We start from the raw sequence: 18894 nt of genomic DNA on the forward strand, positions 1-18894 counted from the left end.
CGTCTGATAATAAAAATCTTGCTTATATCTTAAATCTAATATCTGAAAGTCTAACGTTCTATTGATAGTGATGAACATTCGCTTTATAATAAATATTTTTGGACGAGTCCTTATTTTGCTGGGCTTGTTTATGTTAACCCCCATTATATGGGCCTTTGTGTATGGTGAAGATACTGTGGGAGGCATTCTTGCATCTTCGCTTATCACACTTGCAGCCGGAACGGTCATGTATTTTGGCTCCTTAATTAATCTTAGAAAAGAGTTGGGGCTTCGCGACAGCTATTTTACGGTTACGTTTACCTGGGTGGTTATATCTTTGTTTGGCATGTTGCCTTATATTTTTACAGGCACCATCGTGGGTCTGCCAAACATCTATTTTGAAACAGTTTCGGGTTTTACTACCACCGGTTCGTCTATCTTAACAGATATTGAATCTTTACCAAAGAGTGTTTTATTTTGGCGCAGTTTAACTCACTGGATTGGAGGTATGGGAATCATTGTTCTTGTAGTAGCCATTCTACCACTATTGAGAATTGGAGGATATAACCTTTTTAAAAATGAAGCGTCCGGTATTTCTTACGAGAAACTGACTCCTAAAACGGCCAGCACCGCTAAAAGATTATGGGGGGTGTATGTGGCTTTGACATTTATAATGACTGCGGTTTTAATGTTTGGAGAAATCAACTTGTATGATGCACTTAATCATGCATTCAGCACGATGGCAACAGGAGGTTTCTCTACTAAAAATGAGAGTGTTGGTGCTTTTTCTGCTTACGTGCAATATGTTGTAACTTTCTTTATGTTTTTAGCCGGAGTCAACTTTTATTTACACTATCACTTTATAAAAGGTCGGTTTAAAAGAGTGTTTTCCAACGTTGAATTGCGAACTTATGTAACAGTAATTCTTACTGTTACCATTATGATTGCTTTGGTAATTCTTTACGCTGACCATGCACCTATTGAGCATGCATTCAGAGATGCTCTTTTTCAGGTGATTTCAATAATTACAACTACCGGATTTGCCACCTATGATTATCTTCAATGGCCAACACCTGCATGGACTTTGATTTTTCTTCTGATGTTTGTTGGTGCCTGCGTGGGAAGTACCGGCGGTGGAATTAAAGTCATTCGGCATGTGGTATCTTTTCGTAATGTTGTATTGCACTTTAAGCGTATGCTGCATCCCAATAGTGTCAGTTTGTTGAAAATAAACGGGGAGGTCATTGATGATGAAAAAGTGAGCAGTTTGATTACTTTTCTGGTGCTTTATCTGTTTACATTTATTTCCGGATCAATTATTATGGTATTTTTAGGCACCGATACACTCACAGCCGTAGGTGCTGTGGCTGCCAATCTTGGTGGTGTAGGGCCTGGTATTGGAACGGTTGGTCCTGCTTCCAACTATTATCATATTCATGATGCCGGTAAGATTGTACTCTCTTTTTTAATGATTATTGGCCGATTGGAACTTACCACGGTTATCATTTTGTTTACAAGTATGTTTTGGGATAAATACAGGTAACCGGGAGTTCTTGAGGAAGGTTTTCTTTTGGGGATATTTTTATGTTGCCAGTCAGGTAAGAAATAGAAAATCAACAGTTCATATGACAATTTTCGAATTCTAATTTATATTTGTAAAAAATGAATCTATGGACTTACAAACAAGAAAACTCAAAGCTATTGAATATCTAATTGGACTTCGGGATGAAAAGTTATTCAGAAAGATTGAATCAACTATTGTTGAAGTCCAAAAACAACAGACCTCTCACCGTAGTGAGAAACCTTTTTCTGTTGAACAATTAGTTGACAGAGCGAACAGGTCAACAAGAGATTATCTTGCTGGCAATTATAAGACTCAAGAGCAGCTTGAAAAAGAATCAGAAAATTGGTAATTATATGAAAATAGTCTGGTCTGACTTTTCAATCGAAATGCTTTTAGAAATTTATTCTTACTACAAGAAAAAAGCAAGCCCTTCAATTGCAAAGAAGATTAAGACAGAAATTTTGACTGCGACCAATCAATTGAAAAAACATCCAACGTCAGGGCAAATTGAAATGAATCTTGAAATGTTGAATGAAGGGCATCGTTATTTAGTAAAAGGAAACTACAAGATTACTTACAAAGAAATACCAGAAGGACTGCTTATTACTGACGTTTTTGACACAAGGCAAGACCCAATAAAAATCAACGACGAGAAAAGAGAACCCAGCTAATATCAAGTATTAAATAAGTTATGCAATGAATAAGCTGTAATGAGAAACGGGATCTAGCAATTCTATACAAATCATCCCGAAGGGATAAAATACAAAAAAACACCACATATACATGCGGTGTTTTTTGTATGACTGTGTTTTTATTTATCCACGAAGTGGATAAATGGCATTAAATTTATCCATTCTTCAATTTCAGGTCAAATACATCAGTCCTTCTATCCTTGAGATTTCGCACACTTCCGTATGTGTGCAGCTCCGATAGCAAATCCAAATCCACATCAGAAACCAAAATCATTTCTGTATTAGGTGTGGCTTCGGTTTTTACCCCGTTGGTAGGAAAAGGAAAATCGCAGGGTGTGAACACTGCCGACTGTGCATACTGAATGTTCATGTTGTGAACTTTTGGAAGGTTTCCAACCGAACCGGCAATGGCTACAAAGCATTCGTTTTCGATGGCTCTGGCTCTTGCACAGTAACGAACACGACTGTATCCGTTTTGCGTATCAGTAAGGAACGGCACAAAAAGTATTTTCATCCCCTGGTCGGCCAGGATTCTTGGTAGTTCCGGAAACTCCACATCGTAGCAAATCAAAATACCTATTTTGCCGCAATCGGTTTCATACACCTGTAGTTTATTGCTTCCAGATAGCCCCCATGCCTTGATTTCATCAGGAGTAACATGAATCTTTTCATAAGAATCAAAAGTCCCGTTCCTCCTGCAGAGATACCCAACATTAAAGAGTTTGTCATCCCGAATCAGTGGCATGCTGCCTGTTATGATGTTTACGTTGTAGCTGATGGCCAGCTGGATGAAACGATCACGGATATCTTCTGTGTATTCTGCCATCTTTCTGATGGCATCGGGCTCCGACAGGTGGTTGTATTTTGCCATCAATGGTGCGTTGAAGAACTCCGGGAACAATATAAAATCACTTTTATAGGCCGAAACGGCATCTACGAAATACTCAATCTGTTCGTACATATCCTCTGAGGTAGCGTAATGGCGCATTTGCCACTGCACCAATCCGAGTCTGATGACTGATTTTTGCTGTTTTAGTTCTTTGGTCTTTTTGGTATAGTAAATGTTGTCCCACTGCATCAGAACCGCATACTCTTTCGACTCTTTATCCCCCGGTAGGTAATCAGTTAAAATCTTTTTAACATGAAAATCGTTTGAGAGCTGGAAAGTAAGCGTTGGGTCGAACAGTTCTTTGTCTTTAACTTTTTGGATGTATTCCCTTGGTGTCATTTTTGAAGCGTGGATGTGATATTCAGGAATACGTCCGCCAAAAACAACGGCTTTCAGATTCAGTTGTTCACAAAGTTCTTTTCGTGCATCATACAACCTTCGTCCTAATCTTAACCCTCTAAACTCAGGATGAATAAACATATCGATGCCGTAAAGAACATCTCCACGCGGGTTGTGAGTGGTAAATGTGTAGTTGCCGGTAATTTCCTTATATGAATGTTCGTCTCCGAACAACTCGTATTTTACACAAATAGAGAGAGCACAACCAACAATAACTCCATCCACCAAAACAGCTAATTGTCCCATTGGGAAAATATTCAACAGCGTTCTGATTTCGTGCTCACGCCAGTATGATTCCTGCCAGTTTGAATAGGCTTTTAGCATGGCAGCTTTCAGTTCTTCGTAATCGTCGATGTTAAGATTGCGCAGTTCTACATTTTTAATGTCGGTCATATATTCAGTTTTTGCTTTTTTGAAGTAACAATTTTACGGGTTTTAAAACCCGTAAAATCTACTAGAAAAGTATATAAAATAAACTTCTTAAGCAATGGATTGTTTAATTTCTAAGTCATCAATAATATTTTGGATTAACGACCGTTGAGTTAGAGTTTATTTTAACAGATCATTCTTCTATCCCTAAATTGATAGATATTAATGATTATGATTCTTAAAGGAACCAAGTTTGATAAACCTACTTTCTTTCTAAACTAATTAGTTCATCTCAATATCCAGGGGCATAGTATTAAAATTGTGGAGACAATTCATTTCTAAATGAATCCGAGATGAATTCAAAACAATATATATTGCTTTTAAAGCTAAGAAATATTTCGTAAATTTAAATGGATTGAAGTTCAATGCAATAAGAATATATGAAAACAATAAAATACTTATTTCTTCTTTTGATTGTTGTTTCCGGTTGTGGAACTGACATTGAGACAATCACCATGCAGCGGGAAGGCATTCTGACCTTTAGGGTGGAAGGTTCTGACGAAATTTGGAGGAGTCGTGATATGATTTTTTATCCCGGACAATCTGTGGTAGTGGAGTTTGACGATGAAGAGACGCCGGCTGTGCTGTTTCGTCGATATTATCTGGTTTTTGAAGGACGGTCTCCCGATGGAATGGACTTTGAACTTTCGTTCTCAATTGATGTTAATGACGAGGATGATATGAGGCACCGATATACTAAAAACTATCATCCTAAACGAGGCGGTCTGCACAATGTCTCTCTGATATTAATTGAAAAAGAGAACCCCATTCGCTATTTCATGGCTGAGTTATGTAAAGATAGCATGGAGGATGCTTTTTTTGAAATCGACAGGCAGAAATCTGATGAGCGTATAATTGCCGGAGTCCTTGGAGCGAGTCTCTGTTTTATTCATGACTCTGACTCCCTGTTTTCTATATATAATGCGGAATTCAAAGATATTGAATATTAAATAAATGATGTATGAACAGATTATACCTTGCTATATTATTTCTTTCAGTAATTGGTTGTTTAGAATCTCATGCTCAGGTTACCGATGTGCGGCCTGCAGGTTTTGATGTGATTGTTAAAACCAATGGTGAAATAGTTTACGGAAAAGTAATAGAGGTAAGTAGAACGCAGGAATTGGTTCGCTATAAGCGAACCGATATTCCCGATGGGCCTGTGTATGAACTTTTCTGGGATGAGATATATGCCATCAGCTATCGGAATCAGCTAACTGAATATTTTGTTGAGAATGAGCATGAAACTTTTCGAAGTCCTGTCCGTTGGCCTTTTGGCAGGTCAGCAGTGGTTGAACCCACAACTGATTCCGATGAAACGCTTTGGTTCTCGGAAATTGACAATGGAGAGTTACGCATAGGATTTGGATTGCTCAGGCAGTATTCAAAAGTTTCAGAAATTGATGATTATCGGGACAGGACGGGGTTTCCATCAATGGCGATTACATATCTGTTTCCTTTTCGAGAAAATATTGAGTTGGGAACCTCCATTAGTTGGGCCAGTTTTAAGTATTCGGACAGAACTTTAAGTGAATATGACCAACTTTTAACGCAACGTGATATAACTGAAACGCTTTTCACATTTGCATTGGTTGGCCGTTATTATATTGATATGGATTTGTTCAGACCATATCTTTTAACAGGGTTGGGTTATACAAATTCGAGTGTAAGAACCGATGGCCTCATTACCTTTACCGATGATGAACGTTCTGTTTTGGTTCAGGGTGGTGCTCGCAGTGGGAGTTTTGGAGTTCCTTTGCGTGCGGGTTTTGATGTTCGTTTGAGCGAGAAAGCAGGAGCTTATGTGGACATTGGAACAGGTTTGACTTTGTTACAAATTGGGGGAGTTTTTAAAATAGGAAAGTGATGAAGGGAATTTTAATACTTTTAGCGTCTTTTTTGATGATTTGTTTTCCATATAATTCGGAAGCTCAGACATCAGAAGGTAAAGAAAGCGGTGGCCTTGCTATGTTTTTCGGGCCATCTGCTACCTATTTTCATGGAAAACACTCTGATGAATTTGATTCTTTTGAAAGTGACAGGTTAAACTGGCAACTGGATGCTTTTCTGGGATTTTATTCAGGCCAAAGAGATGGCGGAACTGCCATTGGTGTTTTTGGCACAGCCGGATACAGTAATAGGAATACAATTAGGGAGATGAGTGGGTATGCAGGTTTTGAGTTGGATGATGTGATTGAAAGCCGGTTTAACTCCTTTTATCAAATTGAGGGAGGATTTTTGCTGGCCAATGTTTTACGATTAAGTACGGGAGTGGGTAAACAGTATTATACAACAACCGGCGGTGACAATAGTTTCAACTATCTGTCGACCACCGCCGGATTTCTTATTAATATGGGTAAGGTATCGTGGAGTATAAATGCCAACCTCAATTACGGCAGAGACTATTCGGATACCATTCTAAGATTATCTACAGGATTAATGTTCGGGTTCTAGTTTTATCAAGGAAATTTTGGGAATTTTTTGAAGTCGGGGTCTCTTTTTTCCAGAAAGGCATTTCTACCTTCCTGTGCTTCCTCCATGAGGTAAAACATCAGGGTAGCATCACCGGCCAGTTCCATGATTCCCGCTTGTCCGTCGAGTTCGGCATTGAGGCCTCGCTTTATCATTCTCAGTGCCATAGGGCTGCGCTGGAGTATGATTTTGCACCATTCAATGGTCTCTTCTTCAAGAATATCCAAAGGAACAACTTTGTTGACAAGTCCCATTTTTTCAGCTTCTACTGCGGAATATTGTTTGCACAAAAACCATATCTCACGAGCTTTCTTTTGTCCAACATGCCTGGCCAGATACGAAGAACCAAAACCGGCATCGAAGCTACCCACTTTGGGACCACTTTGTCCAAATATGGCATTCTCACTGGCAATGGTGAGGTCGCACACCACATGTAAAACATGGCCGCCACCGATGGCATACCCGTTTACCATAGCCACCACAGGCTTTGGAAGGGAGCGAATGCGCTTGTGTAAATCAAGCACATTGAGCCGTGGAACCCCATCTTCATCGATATAACCTCCATGTCCTTTTACATTTTGGTCGCCACCCGAGCAAAATGCTTTATCTCCTTCGCCGGTAAGAACAACCACGCCAACATCCTGCCGTTCCCTGCAAATATCAAAGGCTTCAATGAGTTCTTTAACGGTTTGTGGACGAAATGCGTTGTAAACGCGTGGTCGGTTGATGGTAATTTTAGCAATCCCTTCCCAGGTTTCCAACCGGATGTCTTGATATTCCTTTTCTGATATCCAATTACGTTCCATTTCTTTATTTTTTTACCACATCAGAAACATAAGGTTTCTGATAATAATTATTACAGACTTCCTTAATATTTTCTTATGTGCCTTATGTGTTATACAGATTAAATCTCGTTTTTCAAAAACTTAAAATATTGTTTCAGCAATTTACCACTTTCTACGTTAGGAGTAAATACCTCCATAACGGCAGGTTTGTTTGAAGGGTTAAAAAAGGTTTTTAATTGCTCAGCCACATCCTCAGCATTTTTACACGAGTAGTAATCAAGTCCAAAAGTGCGGGCTATTCCTTCGCTGCTGTGGGTGTGTTTTGCTTCAAAGAACTCTTCCAGCTCTTCTGTGTCTGTGGGGCCGGGAATAAACCTAAAGATTCCACCCCCACCATTATTGACAATGATAACTCGGAATGATGGGGGCAGGTATTTGTGCCAAAGTCCATTGCTATCGTAAAGAAAAGAGAGGTCTCCGGTTATCAGCAGCACAGGTATCTCTGAACCATAAGCTGCTCCCGCAGCAGTACTTACACAGCCATCAATGCCGCTGGTTCCACGATTTGCATACCAGGTATTTCCTGTATTCCAGTTAAAAAGTTGTGCATATCGCACCGGTGTGCTATTACCCAGATGTATCTGCCTGAAGGAGAGGTTGGTTTCACTCAGTATTTTAAAGAATTCCAGGTCGCACCATCCCAATTTGTCAAAGAATTGGGTGTGCCTTTCGGCGGATAAGGTTGCACGTTTATTCCATGTGTCTCTAAACCGCTTTTCCCGCTCCTCCATTTTGTTGGCTACCTGTTGAAGAATTTGCGCAGCATTTCCTTTTATAATCCTTGAAAGTGCCTGATAGGTGTCGGTTATTTGATGATGATTTGAGAAGTGCCAATGAATTTTAGGCTTGGTTTTTCGTAGTATCTTTTTTATCATCTTCGAAAGCACAGGAACATCAAGGGTGATCAGCATGTCGGGGCTGAAAAAAAGATGCTCGTCTTCGGTAATGGTGGAGACAATTCTGTCCATATTGCCAATGAAATTGTCGCTTTCCAGATTGGATAAGGTTTCTGTAAGCACAACCACTCCCTTTTTTGCAAGCAACTCCAGTGCGTTTTTAAGTTCAGGTTGATGATACATGGCTCCGGTAATTACCATGACCCGCTCGTACCGTTCAATCTCTGATGTTAAAAGAGAGATGGCCTCTTCCGACAATTGACTGTCGCCGGTTAATAACTCAATTTTTCTGGCTGTTTTTTCGGGGTAGACCGTTCTTCCATAAAGCGGTTCGCGCATGGGAACGTTGATGTGAATGGGGCCACGTACTGTTCCGTTGCATTTCTGAAAAGCTTCATTAAGCATACGATTCATGTACCACTCATCATCGCTGTGTCCTCCTGAAAGTGGCAGGGTGCATTGATGGCGAATAAAGTTATTGTAAATCCCTGGCTGGTCAATGGCCTGACCGTCTGCCTGGTTAATCCACTCTTTGGGGCGGTCGGCAGTGATTACAACCAATGGGATTTTTTGATAGTAAGCTTCTGCGACTGCAGGTGCGTAATTGAGTGCAGCTGTACCGCTGGTACAGACCAAAGCCACGGGCTTTTTCTTTTCACGGGCCAGTCCCAATGCAAAATAAGCCGCGCTGCGCTCATCCACAATGCTCAGGCATTCAAATTTTTCGCATCCGTTAAAAGAAATAATCAGGGGAGCATTTCGTGAACCCGGTGAGATTATAACCTGCTCAACACCATGAAGGTGACATAATTCTACTAGTGCTTTAACAATTGGTTTATCAGAAATTGGTTTACTCATTATATGGTTTTGATTATATACGAAAATAGATAAATGCTTAAAGGAATCAAGCTTGAGCCTGTTGAAGGCTTTGCTCAATAGCTGAAAGCATCATGTGGCTCTTGAGAATTGTTTCATCCCACTCTTCTTGGAGTACAGAACGTCGTGTAAGTCCGCCTCCTGCAAATATAGTACTATGATTTTGGTTAGTTTTCATGCAACGGATGTTTACGAAAAGATGCAGCCCGTCTCTGTTGACAGGACCTAAAAAACCACCATAATATTCTCTTTTATGTGATTCGGTTTCCCGAATCAGTTGCATGGCTTTTTCTTTTGGCTCTCCGCACAGAGCTGGTGTAGGGTGAAGTTGTTCTATGAATTCTCCGGTTTTGTTTTCTATATTGGAATATGGAAAAGAATACAAGGTTTTAAGATGAGTCACATTGCCTGCTTTCACTACTGAAGGTCCAATCTTCTTATAGTTGTTGATTTTACTTCTGGTTAATAATTCATCAATGTAGTTGCTGACCATTTGTTGTTCTTCCTGTTCTTTTCCTCCCCATTTGTACATTTCGGAATCATAAATCCGGCGTGTGCCGGCAAGTGATACCGTTGTAACGGTATCATCTGTTTTGTCCAGTAAAATTTCGGGTGACGCTCCAATCCAAATGCCGGTTTGGGGTGTGTGCAGCAGATAAACAAAAGCGTTGGAGGCTGTACGGCATAAATTAAGGTATATTTTAGCCAAGTGTGGTATAAGGTTCTGTTCAACTTGTATTTTGCGCGATAAAATTACTTTTTGAACAGTTTCTTCTTCAAGAGCTTTAGCCATTTTTTTGAACTGGTGTGTATAGGTTTCAAATGTGTTTTCGCAAATTACGGTTTCGTTCTGGACAGCAATTAGTTTTGGAAAGCTCTTATTTTCTGGCTCAAATTGGTTCTCGGTTGTTTCAAACCACCAGGCTTTTTCACTTTTTGTGTCAAATGGGAATAGGAAAAATCCCTTGAGGTTAAGATAACTATCGAAGTCCTTATGCGTTACTTCAATGCTCCTTTTTATTGAGCAAAACGTTAATTTGCCATCGCGGGGAAGCCGGTAAATGATGCAGGATTCCTTTTGCAGTTGTTTATTTATTTCTGAGATGATGTTGGTTTCCATTTTGTCTTTGTACAATTTGCAAAGATAACCAATTTGAGGTAGTTTGTGTTGAATTTGGACACGAAGAGATTCTCAAAAATGATAAAAAAATAACCACAAAGACCATTGAGTGTTACACAAAGTTCACAAGGATTGTATGTTGGGATATTTACCTTTGTGAGTCTTTGTGTATTACTTCGCGTTCTTTGTGGTTAAATCTTAATAATTACTCTCGTTCTTAAAATATGAACTGTATTCCACCCAGATATAATGCACCAATGTTATCCATGTAGCCAAATTCAGGGGAATCATTGTTGATTAAGTTACGGGCATTAATAAAAATACTCAGGTTGTCTGTAGCTTTGTACGAAATCTTGGAGTTCAGAATTATTTTGCTGTCAATATTAACATCACCGTTGATTGTTTGATAGGTCTGACTGCTGTAAAAATATGTGTCCGAAGCAATTGTCAGCTTGTCGGTTGGCCTGTAAATAATTCCTGCCATTCCCCAAAACGAAGGAGTGTTCTTGTGTTTTACACCATCTTCAAATTCTGTTGGTTGCCAGTCTGATGTTACAGGTTGTAGATTCTCAGCTGTTGGCTGAATCTGTCCTGCCATAATTCCTCCAATCAGATTTGTTAAATTCTCTCCTGCGGTTAACAATTGTCGCTGCGTGATTTGATTTCTATTTATGTTTGAGTAGTTGTCAAGTTTAGTGTGTTGAATCGTTCCATGAAAACGTGTGATGATCTTTTCTGAAATGATATAGTCGAGGTTAAAACTGGCTCCTATTTGTGTGGCTTCCAAATCCATGTTGTTGTATGTAATGTAAACATGTGTTTCTGGGGTTTGAGTCTGCCCTGTTACCAGTTCCATGACATTGAATATCCCTGAATAATCTGTCATCAAAGCACCAAAATTTTGGGTTTTTGAGGCGAATAACTCTAAATCCAACAATATTCTATTGTTTGGTCGCACTCTGTATCCAAATTCCACCATGTCAGTTGTTAGCAGGTCTGCTTCGGGGTTTCCATTAAAATGGACAAAGTTTGGAGGTGTTCGCCCAGTTCTATCCCAAGTGTAATTTGAATGTGCATTTACAATAAAGGAAGACCTGTTGGCTCTTGAGTAAACAGCACGTACGGTCTGATTTTCGTTTATGGGCAGTGTTCCGGCAAATTGCCAGGAGGTATACCATTTATCAGGATTGTTATATTTTTCAGTACGCAATGCTGAGATAAGTCTTATTCTATTGAACAACATATAGTCGAGACGCAGACTTAAGCCAAGAGTGTTAAGCTCTCTTTTAGCATTCAGATAGCCATCCTCTCCTGTTTCAAGATATGGTGTATCATCATAATAGAGATTTTGGTAGCTTACCCCTGGGCGGATGTTAAATGAGTTTATATGGAAGTCATATTCTGCATTGGCATTGAACTGACCCATATCGATTTTAAAACCTGTTTCACCGGTAGAAAAATCCTGCACTCCCCCCATGTAATTAGATTGAACTCTTAAATCACCCAAATTAGCTATCAGGTTAAAATAGCCGGTGGATGATTTTCTGCCAGCCAGTGCTCGGGGAAGATCTCCAACCGGAGAACTATTAACATAAGAGTTTTGGTATCCACCGCTTAAATCAATGCTTGAATTGGTAGAAATATCATAGTTTATATATGCATTTACGCCAAGATTTTCTCTTCCCAATCCAGGATCCGGAAAGAGGTTGTCAATGTCGTCGGTTAACAGGTTGAAATAATGCCCCTGATAAAGTTGGCGAAGGTTTTGATATTGATTTACGGGAAGAAAACCACCATTAAATGGTTCATATTCATCTTCTCCTGTCTGCAGATACATTTCACCAAGATCAAAGAAATTTACTTTATCGGTTTCTCTGTCTCGCATCTGGAAATTGGTTGTAACCGCTGCTGAGAGCCTTTCATTAAAAGACCTCCTGATAGACAAATCACCCGTGTATGTGTTCATGCTGCCCGCTTGTACCGAACCCGAAACCAATGGTGACTGACTGGTCGTTTTTGAGGTCAGGATGTTAATGACGCCATTCACTGCGTTAGAACCATAGAGCGCGCTGGCAGGTCCGCGAACCACTTCGATACGCTCAATGTCTTCAAATCCAATTGGCAAAGATTCCCAAACTATCGCTCCGTGAGCATAGTTAAATACAGGTCGTCCATCAATCATCAGAAGTGTATTGGTGTTTTCTGAGTAAAGCATCATATTGTGAGTCGGCAAATTGTCCAGCCCTCTTAAATGCACATCAAAATTGCCATTGGTTTTTTGGCGGACAATGATTCCCGGAATTAATCTTAATGCTTCTTCAATTGTTGTGGCACCGTAATCTCGAATTTCCTGCCGGGTAAGTACGCTCGAAGATAGAGGGGATACCATGGTACTCTCATCTCGACCAGAAGCTGAATAAACGTTTCTATTGATAAGCAGGTCGATTAGCTCTTCAAGACTTGATACACCCATTAAATCCATGGCGGCCATGAGTTCTTCCAGATCAAGATCCGCAAGATCTTCAATTGACATTTCTAAAACGGCTTCTCTGGTTAATGGAGCTCGGTCTGGTTGTTGCGCAATGGTATTAACTGAGATAAAAAGTATAATAAGTATTGATATATATTTCTTCATCTTAAGAATTATTAGTGTTGAATGATTAGGTTTAAAATTGCAACATCATTTATCGTACCTCGTCACCAAGGGCAATAAGTCGACTGGAGGTGTTTAGTCCATGTCGCTCTATGTTTTGAGGGCTGATTTGGAAACGCAATCTCCCATCACGCATTAAAAAAGAAATCCCGGCACCTTTTTCACATAAGCCCTGTTCGCCTCCAACAATCAATACCGGTTCGTTCTGTTTTAGCGAAATCAAATCAGGTAAAATACCACATCTGTCAGGAGCCAAATATATGATGTGGGTTTTGTCTATGCTACCAATAGACTCAGCACTTCGAACCACAAGTCTGTTTCCGCCGATAGTTCTGGATTGTGAAAGTTCTGTGAGTTCTCTGACAATTTCATTGTCTCCAACAATGGTGATGATGAAATCTCCGGAATTCGCGTCTCCGGGCCATCCGATGTTTTGAGCAAAATTGAAAAGGAAGAGTGCTTTAAATTTTGCTATTTGCCCGGCTGAAGTTGCTGCCGGACAAAGCAATGCTAACATGAATAACAACAAAAGTGTTTTTTTCATAAGTTCATAATTGTTAAGATTTGTAGATTGAGTTTAATATAATTAAAATATTTTTTGCTCTATAATTCTGAAAGTTATACTTTAAACATGATTGCGTTTACGCAATTTTCAATGGCAAGGGTTCGTTATTTAATCAAAGATTACATACTGTTCATAAAAAAAAGAGAGCCTTTCGTCAGGCTCTCTTTTAAATTGAGATATTAGAAATGTCATAAATAAAAATGTGCTTATGACATTTCATAAAAAATATGACAAACTAATCCAAGATTAGTGATCGTGGTGGTGATCGTCATGATGATCATCATCTTCCACTTCAATTTCGATGAATTTTTGCGCTTGATTTCCGGCTTTATCCACTGCAAAAACACCTAAATGGTATTCCCCATGCTTTGCATCATCTGGAATTTCCAACTCTAATTTAAGTTCATAGGTCTTTACATTTCCTTCAATTACTCCATCTTTGTGCACATGCCACTCTTTTTCACCATGATGGTGATCATGATCTCCATGTTTCAGAGTGATCACCTGGCTGTGCGTGTGACCATCGCTGTTGTAATGGATGTCAATTTTCCATGAAGCCAACTCCGTGTCATCGGTAATAATGGCATGCAAGTGAATGGTTTCTCCGGGATGAAACTCTTCATGATCCTCTGGTGAGATGATTTCAATGACTGGGGCAGTGGTATCTACATCGTCGTCGTCACTGCAAGCAGCAAACAAGCCAAGAGCCAATATGGCTGGTAATATATATTTAAGTTTTTTCATTTTGTAAATTCTTAATATGATATAAATCAATGAATATTCTATATTATTAATAGTTCGTTAATCTTTTTTATTCATCTAATTATCAAATATTTACGAATTCGCTGTGAAATTATCCAATCAGATGAAAATAAGAAGATTACTTGTGTCTAATATCTAATAATCTAAAAGTCTAACGATCTATTGTATTATCTCCTGCCCTGTAAAAGATGTTTCGTCTCTAACGAAGCAAAAAATAACTGGCATTATCCCATTTTCTTGAGATTTTTCCGGACAGAAGTGTTGCTTTAACTAATTTTTAAAGGCAAGGAGGGCCTCTCAGCAGATAGTAAACAATTGCCTGACAATAGATTTTCTTCTCGGTGGATGATATTATTCTTTCTTCTCTTTCAAGTGGTATGCAGCACAAGGGTGGTTCAGATACCGACGCCGGAAAAAACTGAATTTGGCTGAAAACACAAGTTTCATCCTCTTCATTTTGATTGTTAGAAACATCGCAATGATGATGGCAGTTTTCATTGTGTACCGGAGCCAAATGATACATAACAAAATGCAAACCCTTTCCTGCTTCAGTAAGCAGGAAAGAAGCAGCCAAAAATAAGGCCGGTATTTGCAGTTTTTGTATCATATTAAAATTCGATCTTTAGTAATAATTGAATGTTTCTTCCAGGTTCCGGAATTTCCAGGTTTCTGTAAAAACTGATGTGGTTGTAATATCTTTTATTCAAAAGGTTGTGTCCGGTTAAATTGAGCTCTGAATTTAATCCGCTTATTCTAAAAGGAACTGAAATTGCTGAACCAAACAGGATGTAACCCGGTGTTGTTTTCTCGTTTCTTGCAATTCGGTTTTGAGAAGCTGCCACCCGCGAATTGAGCGATAGGCGTACCCGAGTGTCATTGGTCGAGTATCTAAATAATCTTGTTAATTCAATAAAACCATTGGCAGGGGGAGAAAAGGGCAGGGGATAGGCTGCATTGTTTGTTTGAGCAATTTGTTGATTGTAAAGCCATTCGGCGTTGATTTCAATTTCCCATCCCGGATGCAACTCTTCAAAATAACTGATCTCTACACCAGACATAACTGCTTCTGATTCTGAAAATCTAAAGATTTGCCCTGTATGCGGAAGATAGCTCCACTCTCCTGTTGGCCGCAGAAATATGTAATTCGAAAAATGATAAACATAGGGCGACACACTGATTTGGCGTCTATAGGTTTTATAATTCATGGTAACATCGGCAAAGAACCCTCTTTCCGGTGAAAGATGAGGATCTCCCAGCTCGTGACGAAAGGAGCCGTGATGAACTCCATTGGCTCCCAGTTCAATTGCTGTTGGAGCACGAAAACTCTCTCCCAGATTCAGAGAAAGTTTTATGTTTTGACCAGCATTCCATGTGGCACCAACCAGCCAACTGTAATTGTTAAACTTTCTATCGGTTTCAATGGCTCGTGTAGCATAAAAGGCTGCTGTTTCAGCACTTCTTCCCTGATTCAGCATGTATTGCTGTAATATGGGATCAAAATACCCTTTTGTCTCTAACGAGATTAGATCGTATCTGATCCCACCATTGAACTTCCATCTTCTGTTGGGCTCATAGTCATATTTTATGAATGCTCCGTTGGCAGATCGTTTATACTCAGGAAGCAGAAAAGCATATCCGTCTGTCTCATTTTTTTGCCATTGGGATTGTATGCCTGTGGTTATGGCGTGATTGGGTGTAAATCTGAAATTCCATCTACCGTTGGCACTATAGGTAATCAGGTTAAAATCCAGTTCCAGGTCGGGATTGGTTTGTGGTGGAGGCTGGTTTCCAAAATGTGTGTGAAATTCGGCCCATTCCTGTCGGTGATTATTTTGAACACCCAAATCCAGCATAATTGTGGAATGGGGAGTGTGAATGGTGGTGTTGGATGTCATGCTTATGTGTTCCACATTTTGATGTGGAAGTTCAATGTTTCTGTAATTTCCATCGTCCTTAACCCGCCTCAAATCGGGGATTCCATGCGCTCCTGGAAAAAAACCGGATTTTTGCCAAACTCTTGATGCCGTGATGCTGGTTCTCCAAAATTCACCCAGATAACCTGCCTGAAAAAAGAGATTGTAGTCATGTCCGGCACTGTTTTTTAGCCTTCTGTTGTGAATGGGGATGTTTCTTGTAAGATATACAATCGAGTCGGTTGGAATGCGGTAATCGCCGTATTCCATGAGGGTTAACCGGCTTTTGAAAAAAAGCCGGTTGTGTCTTCCCTGCAAAAAGAGAGAACCTCCTACAGTTTCATTTACTGATTTTCCCAGAAGATGAAAAGAGCCGCTGATCCCTTCATCTGGAGGTCTGCGGTTGGATATTTTCAGAATCCCTCCAATGGCATCACTTCCATGTTCCAACGAAGCTGCTCCTTTTATAATTTCAACCTGCTCCGATAGAAACGGATCAATTTCAAGACCATGATCTGCTCCCCACTGTTGACCTTCTTGTTTTAGACCGTTATTAACCACCACTACACGATTAAAGCCCATTCCCCTTATAACCGGTTTTGATGCAGCTGCTCCAATATCCATTGTGTTGAATCCGCTTTGCCGTTCCAGACTGCGTACCAATGTTCCATTAAACTGACGGTGTAATTGCTCTGCAAAAATGGTTTCCCTACTAAGTCCGGGAGCTGTTTGCATGTTATTTCCCCTGACTTCAACCTCGCTGAGATGAATGTTATCAGGTGTCAGATTGATGCGAAGATGCTTGTGTCCATTAACAATCAGCAGTGTGTCAAAAGTTTTGTATCCCATAAAGGATACAGACAATTGAGTATGACCGGCAGTAATTTGATTAAAAACAAAGCGTCCGTTGTTATCGGTGACAGTCTGTTCATTTTCTGTTTGAACATAACTGCCGGGAACCGGCATGTTGTTTTCGTCAAGAACCAGTCCTGCAACGTGGTATCTTTCCTGCGAGAATACAGAAAATGATAGCAGAATAAACAGGATAGTTACTAATATACGCATCAGCGTTTTTAAATTAATGTGGTTAATCTACAATCTGGCTGAGGAAAATTGTCAGCAGGCTAATCTGTTCGAGTGTCGCACGATGCTACGATTACCAAAACTTCAAAACAAGTCACAACTCCATGATTTTTAGTTCATGTTGGAGTATCCTACTTAAGTTCTAAATGAGCAATCTTGCTTTTGAACAATCAAACTACAGATCACATGGCTGTTTATTGCAACAGCAATTAACCAAATGTTGGTTGTAAAAAAATATGAGAAAAGTAAATTAAAGCACCGAAGGTGGTGCTCTGAGTTGTTTGTGAAGACCGTTAAACGAGTGGTAAAAATCAATTACATATCCCGGGATGAAGGAATCCGGAAAGATGTTAGCTGTTTGAGTAATGCTGTTTTTTATCTCTGAACAGAAGGTAAATTCATATTGACAGATGAAGCATATTGAAACCTCTCCGGTTTCAATCAGCAGAAAATCGCCAATATGAGTGACTATATCAGTAGTTGGTGAATGATGTGGGATATAGCAACAGGCATGAGATTCATGGCACTCGGCTACATGTTCCATTTTATGGAACGACTGAAACAGCATGGTAAATATCATTACCATGGCCGGAACAGGTCCCAAATATTTAAGCCATCGATGTTGTCTCATTACTTATTTTGCTTCTATTCGTATTACAAAACTAATAAATTAGAGAAAATGTTTCGGCTTTTATTGTTTTTTAGCATTTGAAGATGATTTTGTGAATCCCCAAAATTCGGTATTCATCTGGCAATTTCTTCCGTTTATCGAATTTGGGTTGGTTGATTCAGTTGCATGGTCTATTTTTACTTCATAATATTTTAAATAATTATTATGGGTAGTTGTAAAGCATCCGGAAAATATGGTTTTGGCCTGGTAGTATTACTGGCCGGTTTAATATTGTTGGGAGGTAATCTTGGATTGATTCCCGAACATATTTATAACGTAATAATGCGCTGGCCAATGATTTTGGTGGCCATATCTATGATCAGCTTTATTAATCGTGATTGGCTGGCCGGCTTAATCTTGCTGACCATTGGTTCGTATTTTATGATGCCGCATTTGGTCGATGATTTTTCCATGAGGGAAATATGGAAATATTGGCCTGTTTTGTTGATAATCATTGGAGTTGCAATTTTAAGAGGCAAGCGAAAAAAAAATGCTCCTTTACACTATCACTCCAACAGCGATGATTATATTGAAGAGATAACAATTTTTGGTGGTAATGTCACCCGAATTGACTCTAAAAACCTTAAGGGAGGTGAAATTACGTCGATATTTGGAGGAAGTGAGATTAATCTTATTGATGCAGAATTATCAGACAATGGCGCAACCATTGAGATGACAGCCATCTTTGGAGGAGTGAAGCTGATCGTTCCCCGCCAATGGAATATAAAGATTGAGGTAACAAGTATTCTTGGAGGCTTCACTGACAAACGTGTTCCAGGAGGTGAAGGTGTTGATGCCAGTAAAACTCTTGTCATTAAAGGCGAAACCATTTTTGGAGGAGGGGAGTTGGTTAGTTATTGATGCAAGTATATGACGTCATAAATCTTGCATATTGACTTTATTTTAATGGATTAAAAGTCTCAAATTCAGGATTATAATCCTGAATTTTTTCTGGCTTAGCAGAAGATCAGACCAACTTGAGTATTGCATGGTTCATCGGGTACATACTTAATTGGGATGGTTATTCAATACCAAAACATATTGATCTGGTAATTTCGATGTTTTATCTGAAGCAGTTAAAAAAATA

17 protein-coding genes are annotated in these 18894 nt (G+C 39.5%); 7 read left to right on the forward strand and 10 right to left on the reverse strand.

Going from position 1 to position 18894, the window contains the following annotated elements; translation table 11 throughout:
* Positions 1-130 precede the first annotated feature (130 nt).
* From EV194_RS04820 to EV194_RS04830, 3 genes are all read left to right on the forward strand, one after another.
* Positions 131-1522 (forward strand): TrkH family potassium uptake protein, encoded by a 1392-nt coding sequence (locus EV194_RS04820; RefSeq protein ID WP_243699331.1) that lies wholly within the window; start codon positions 131-133, stop codon positions 1520-1522.
* A 127-nt stretch (positions 1523-1649) separates the two neighbouring features.
* Entirely contained in the window at positions 1650-1892 is a 243-nt protein-coding gene (locus EV194_RS04825; protein WP_132432631.1) for a hypothetical protein, read from the forward strand.
* A gap of 4 nt (positions 1893-1896) precedes the next feature.
* Positions 1897-2214, forward strand: a complete 318-nt coding sequence (locus EV194_RS04830) for a type II toxin-antitoxin system RelE/ParE family toxin (protein ID WP_132432633.1) — start codon at positions 1897-1899, stop codon at positions 2212-2214.
* A 175-nt stretch (positions 2215-2389) separates the two neighbouring features.
* On the opposite strand, the gene EV194_RS04835 is transcribed toward EV194_RS04830, so the two are convergent.
* The gene (locus tag EV194_RS04835; RefSeq protein ID WP_132432634.1) at positions 2390-3916 is read right to left on the reverse strand and encodes a bifunctional GNAT family N-acetyltransferase/carbon-nitrogen hydrolase family protein; all 1527 of its coding nucleotides are present in this window, start codon (positions 3914-3916) and stop codon (positions 2390-2392) included.
* Between the two features lie 416 nt (positions 3917-4332).
* Here EV194_RS04835 and EV194_RS04840 point away from each other — a divergent pair, with 416 nt between their 5' ends.
* The 3 genes from EV194_RS04840 to EV194_RS04850 are packed head-to-tail and all read left to right on the forward strand — an operon-like array spanning position 4333 to position 6406.
* Entirely contained in the window at positions 4333-4902 is a 570-nt protein-coding gene (locus EV194_RS04840; RefSeq protein WP_132432636.1) for a hypothetical protein, read from the forward strand.
* Between the two features lie 11 nt (positions 4903-4913).
* Positions 4914-5819 (forward strand): outer membrane beta-barrel protein, encoded by a 906-nt coding sequence (locus tag EV194_RS04845; protein ID WP_132432638.1) that lies wholly within the window; start codon positions 4914-4916, stop codon positions 5817-5819.
* Positions 5819-6406, forward strand: coding sequence for a hypothetical protein (locus EV194_RS04850; RefSeq protein WP_132432639.1), 588 nt, complete (start codon positions 5819-5821; stop codon positions 6404-6406). The genes EV194_RS04845 and EV194_RS04850 overlap by 1 nt, the downstream gene beginning before the upstream one ends.
* Positions 6407-6411: 5 nt before the next feature.
* Here the strand turns inward: EV194_RS04850 and menB are convergent, their stop codons facing one another.
* From menB to EV194_RS04895, 9 genes are all read right to left on the reverse strand, one after another.
* Complete coding sequence (gene menB, locus EV194_RS04855; protein WP_132432641.1) at positions 6412-7230, reverse strand: 1,4-dihydroxy-2-naphthoyl-CoA synthase; 819 nt, start codon at positions 7228-7230, stop codon at positions 6412-6414.
* A 98-nt stretch (positions 7231-7328) separates the two neighbouring features.
* A complete protein-coding gene (menD, locus tag EV194_RS04860; protein ID WP_132432643.1) occupies positions 7329-9023 on the reverse strand; it encodes a 2-succinyl-5-enolpyruvyl-6-hydroxy-3-cyclohexene-1-carboxylic-acid synthase in 1695 nt (564 codons plus the stop codon).
* Positions 9024-9069: 46 nt separating this feature from the next.
* Positions 9070-10161 carry a chorismate-binding protein gene (locus tag EV194_RS04865; protein ID WP_132432645.1) on the reverse strand — a complete coding sequence of 364 codons (1092 nt, stop codon included), beginning with the start codon at positions 10159-10161 and terminating at the stop codon, positions 9070-9072.
* A gap of 217 nt (positions 10162-10378) precedes the next feature.
* Entirely contained in the window at positions 10379-12796 is a 2418-nt protein-coding gene (locus EV194_RS04870) for a TonB-dependent receptor plug domain-containing protein (protein ID WP_132432646.1), read from the reverse strand.
* Between the two features lie 49 nt (positions 12797-12845).
* On the reverse strand, positions 12846-13358 hold the full coding sequence (locus EV194_RS04875; protein ID WP_132432648.1) for a YfiR family protein: 513 nt from the start codon (positions 13356-13358) through the stop codon (positions 12846-12848).
* A 267-nt stretch (positions 13359-13625) separates the two neighbouring features.
* Complete coding sequence (locus EV194_RS04880; protein ID WP_132432650.1) at positions 13626-14123, reverse strand: DUF4625 domain-containing protein; 498 nt, start codon at positions 14121-14123, stop codon at positions 13626-13628.
* 295 nt (positions 14124-14418) lie between these two features.
* The gene (locus EV194_RS04885; RefSeq protein ID WP_132432652.1) at positions 14419-14748 is read right to left on the reverse strand and encodes a hypothetical protein; all 330 of its coding nucleotides are present in this window, start codon (positions 14746-14748) and stop codon (positions 14419-14421) included.
* Between the two features lies 1 nt (position 14749).
* Complete coding sequence (locus tag EV194_RS04890) at positions 14750-17119, reverse strand: TonB-dependent receptor (protein ID WP_132432654.1); 2370 nt, start codon at positions 17117-17119, stop codon at positions 14750-14752.
* Positions 17120-17387: 268 nt separating this feature from the next.
* Positions 17388-17768, reverse strand: a complete 381-nt coding sequence (locus EV194_RS04895; RefSeq protein ID WP_132432656.1) for a hypothetical protein — start codon at positions 17766-17768, stop codon at positions 17388-17390.
* Positions 17769-17972: 204 nt separating this feature from the next.
* On the opposite strand from EV194_RS04895, the gene EV194_RS04900 reads away from it, so the two are divergent.
* Entirely contained in the window at positions 17973-18668 is a 696-nt protein-coding gene (locus EV194_RS04900; protein ID WP_132432658.1) for a LiaI-LiaF-like domain-containing protein, read from the forward strand.
* The last annotated feature ends 226 nt before the right edge of the window (positions 18669-18894 follow it).

This window comes from Natronoflexus pectinivorans (genome assembly GCF_004345615.1).
In the GTDB taxonomy this organism is placed as follows: Bacteria; Bacteroidota; Bacteroidia; order Bacteroidales; family Marinilabiliaceae; genus Natronoflexus; species Natronoflexus pectinivorans.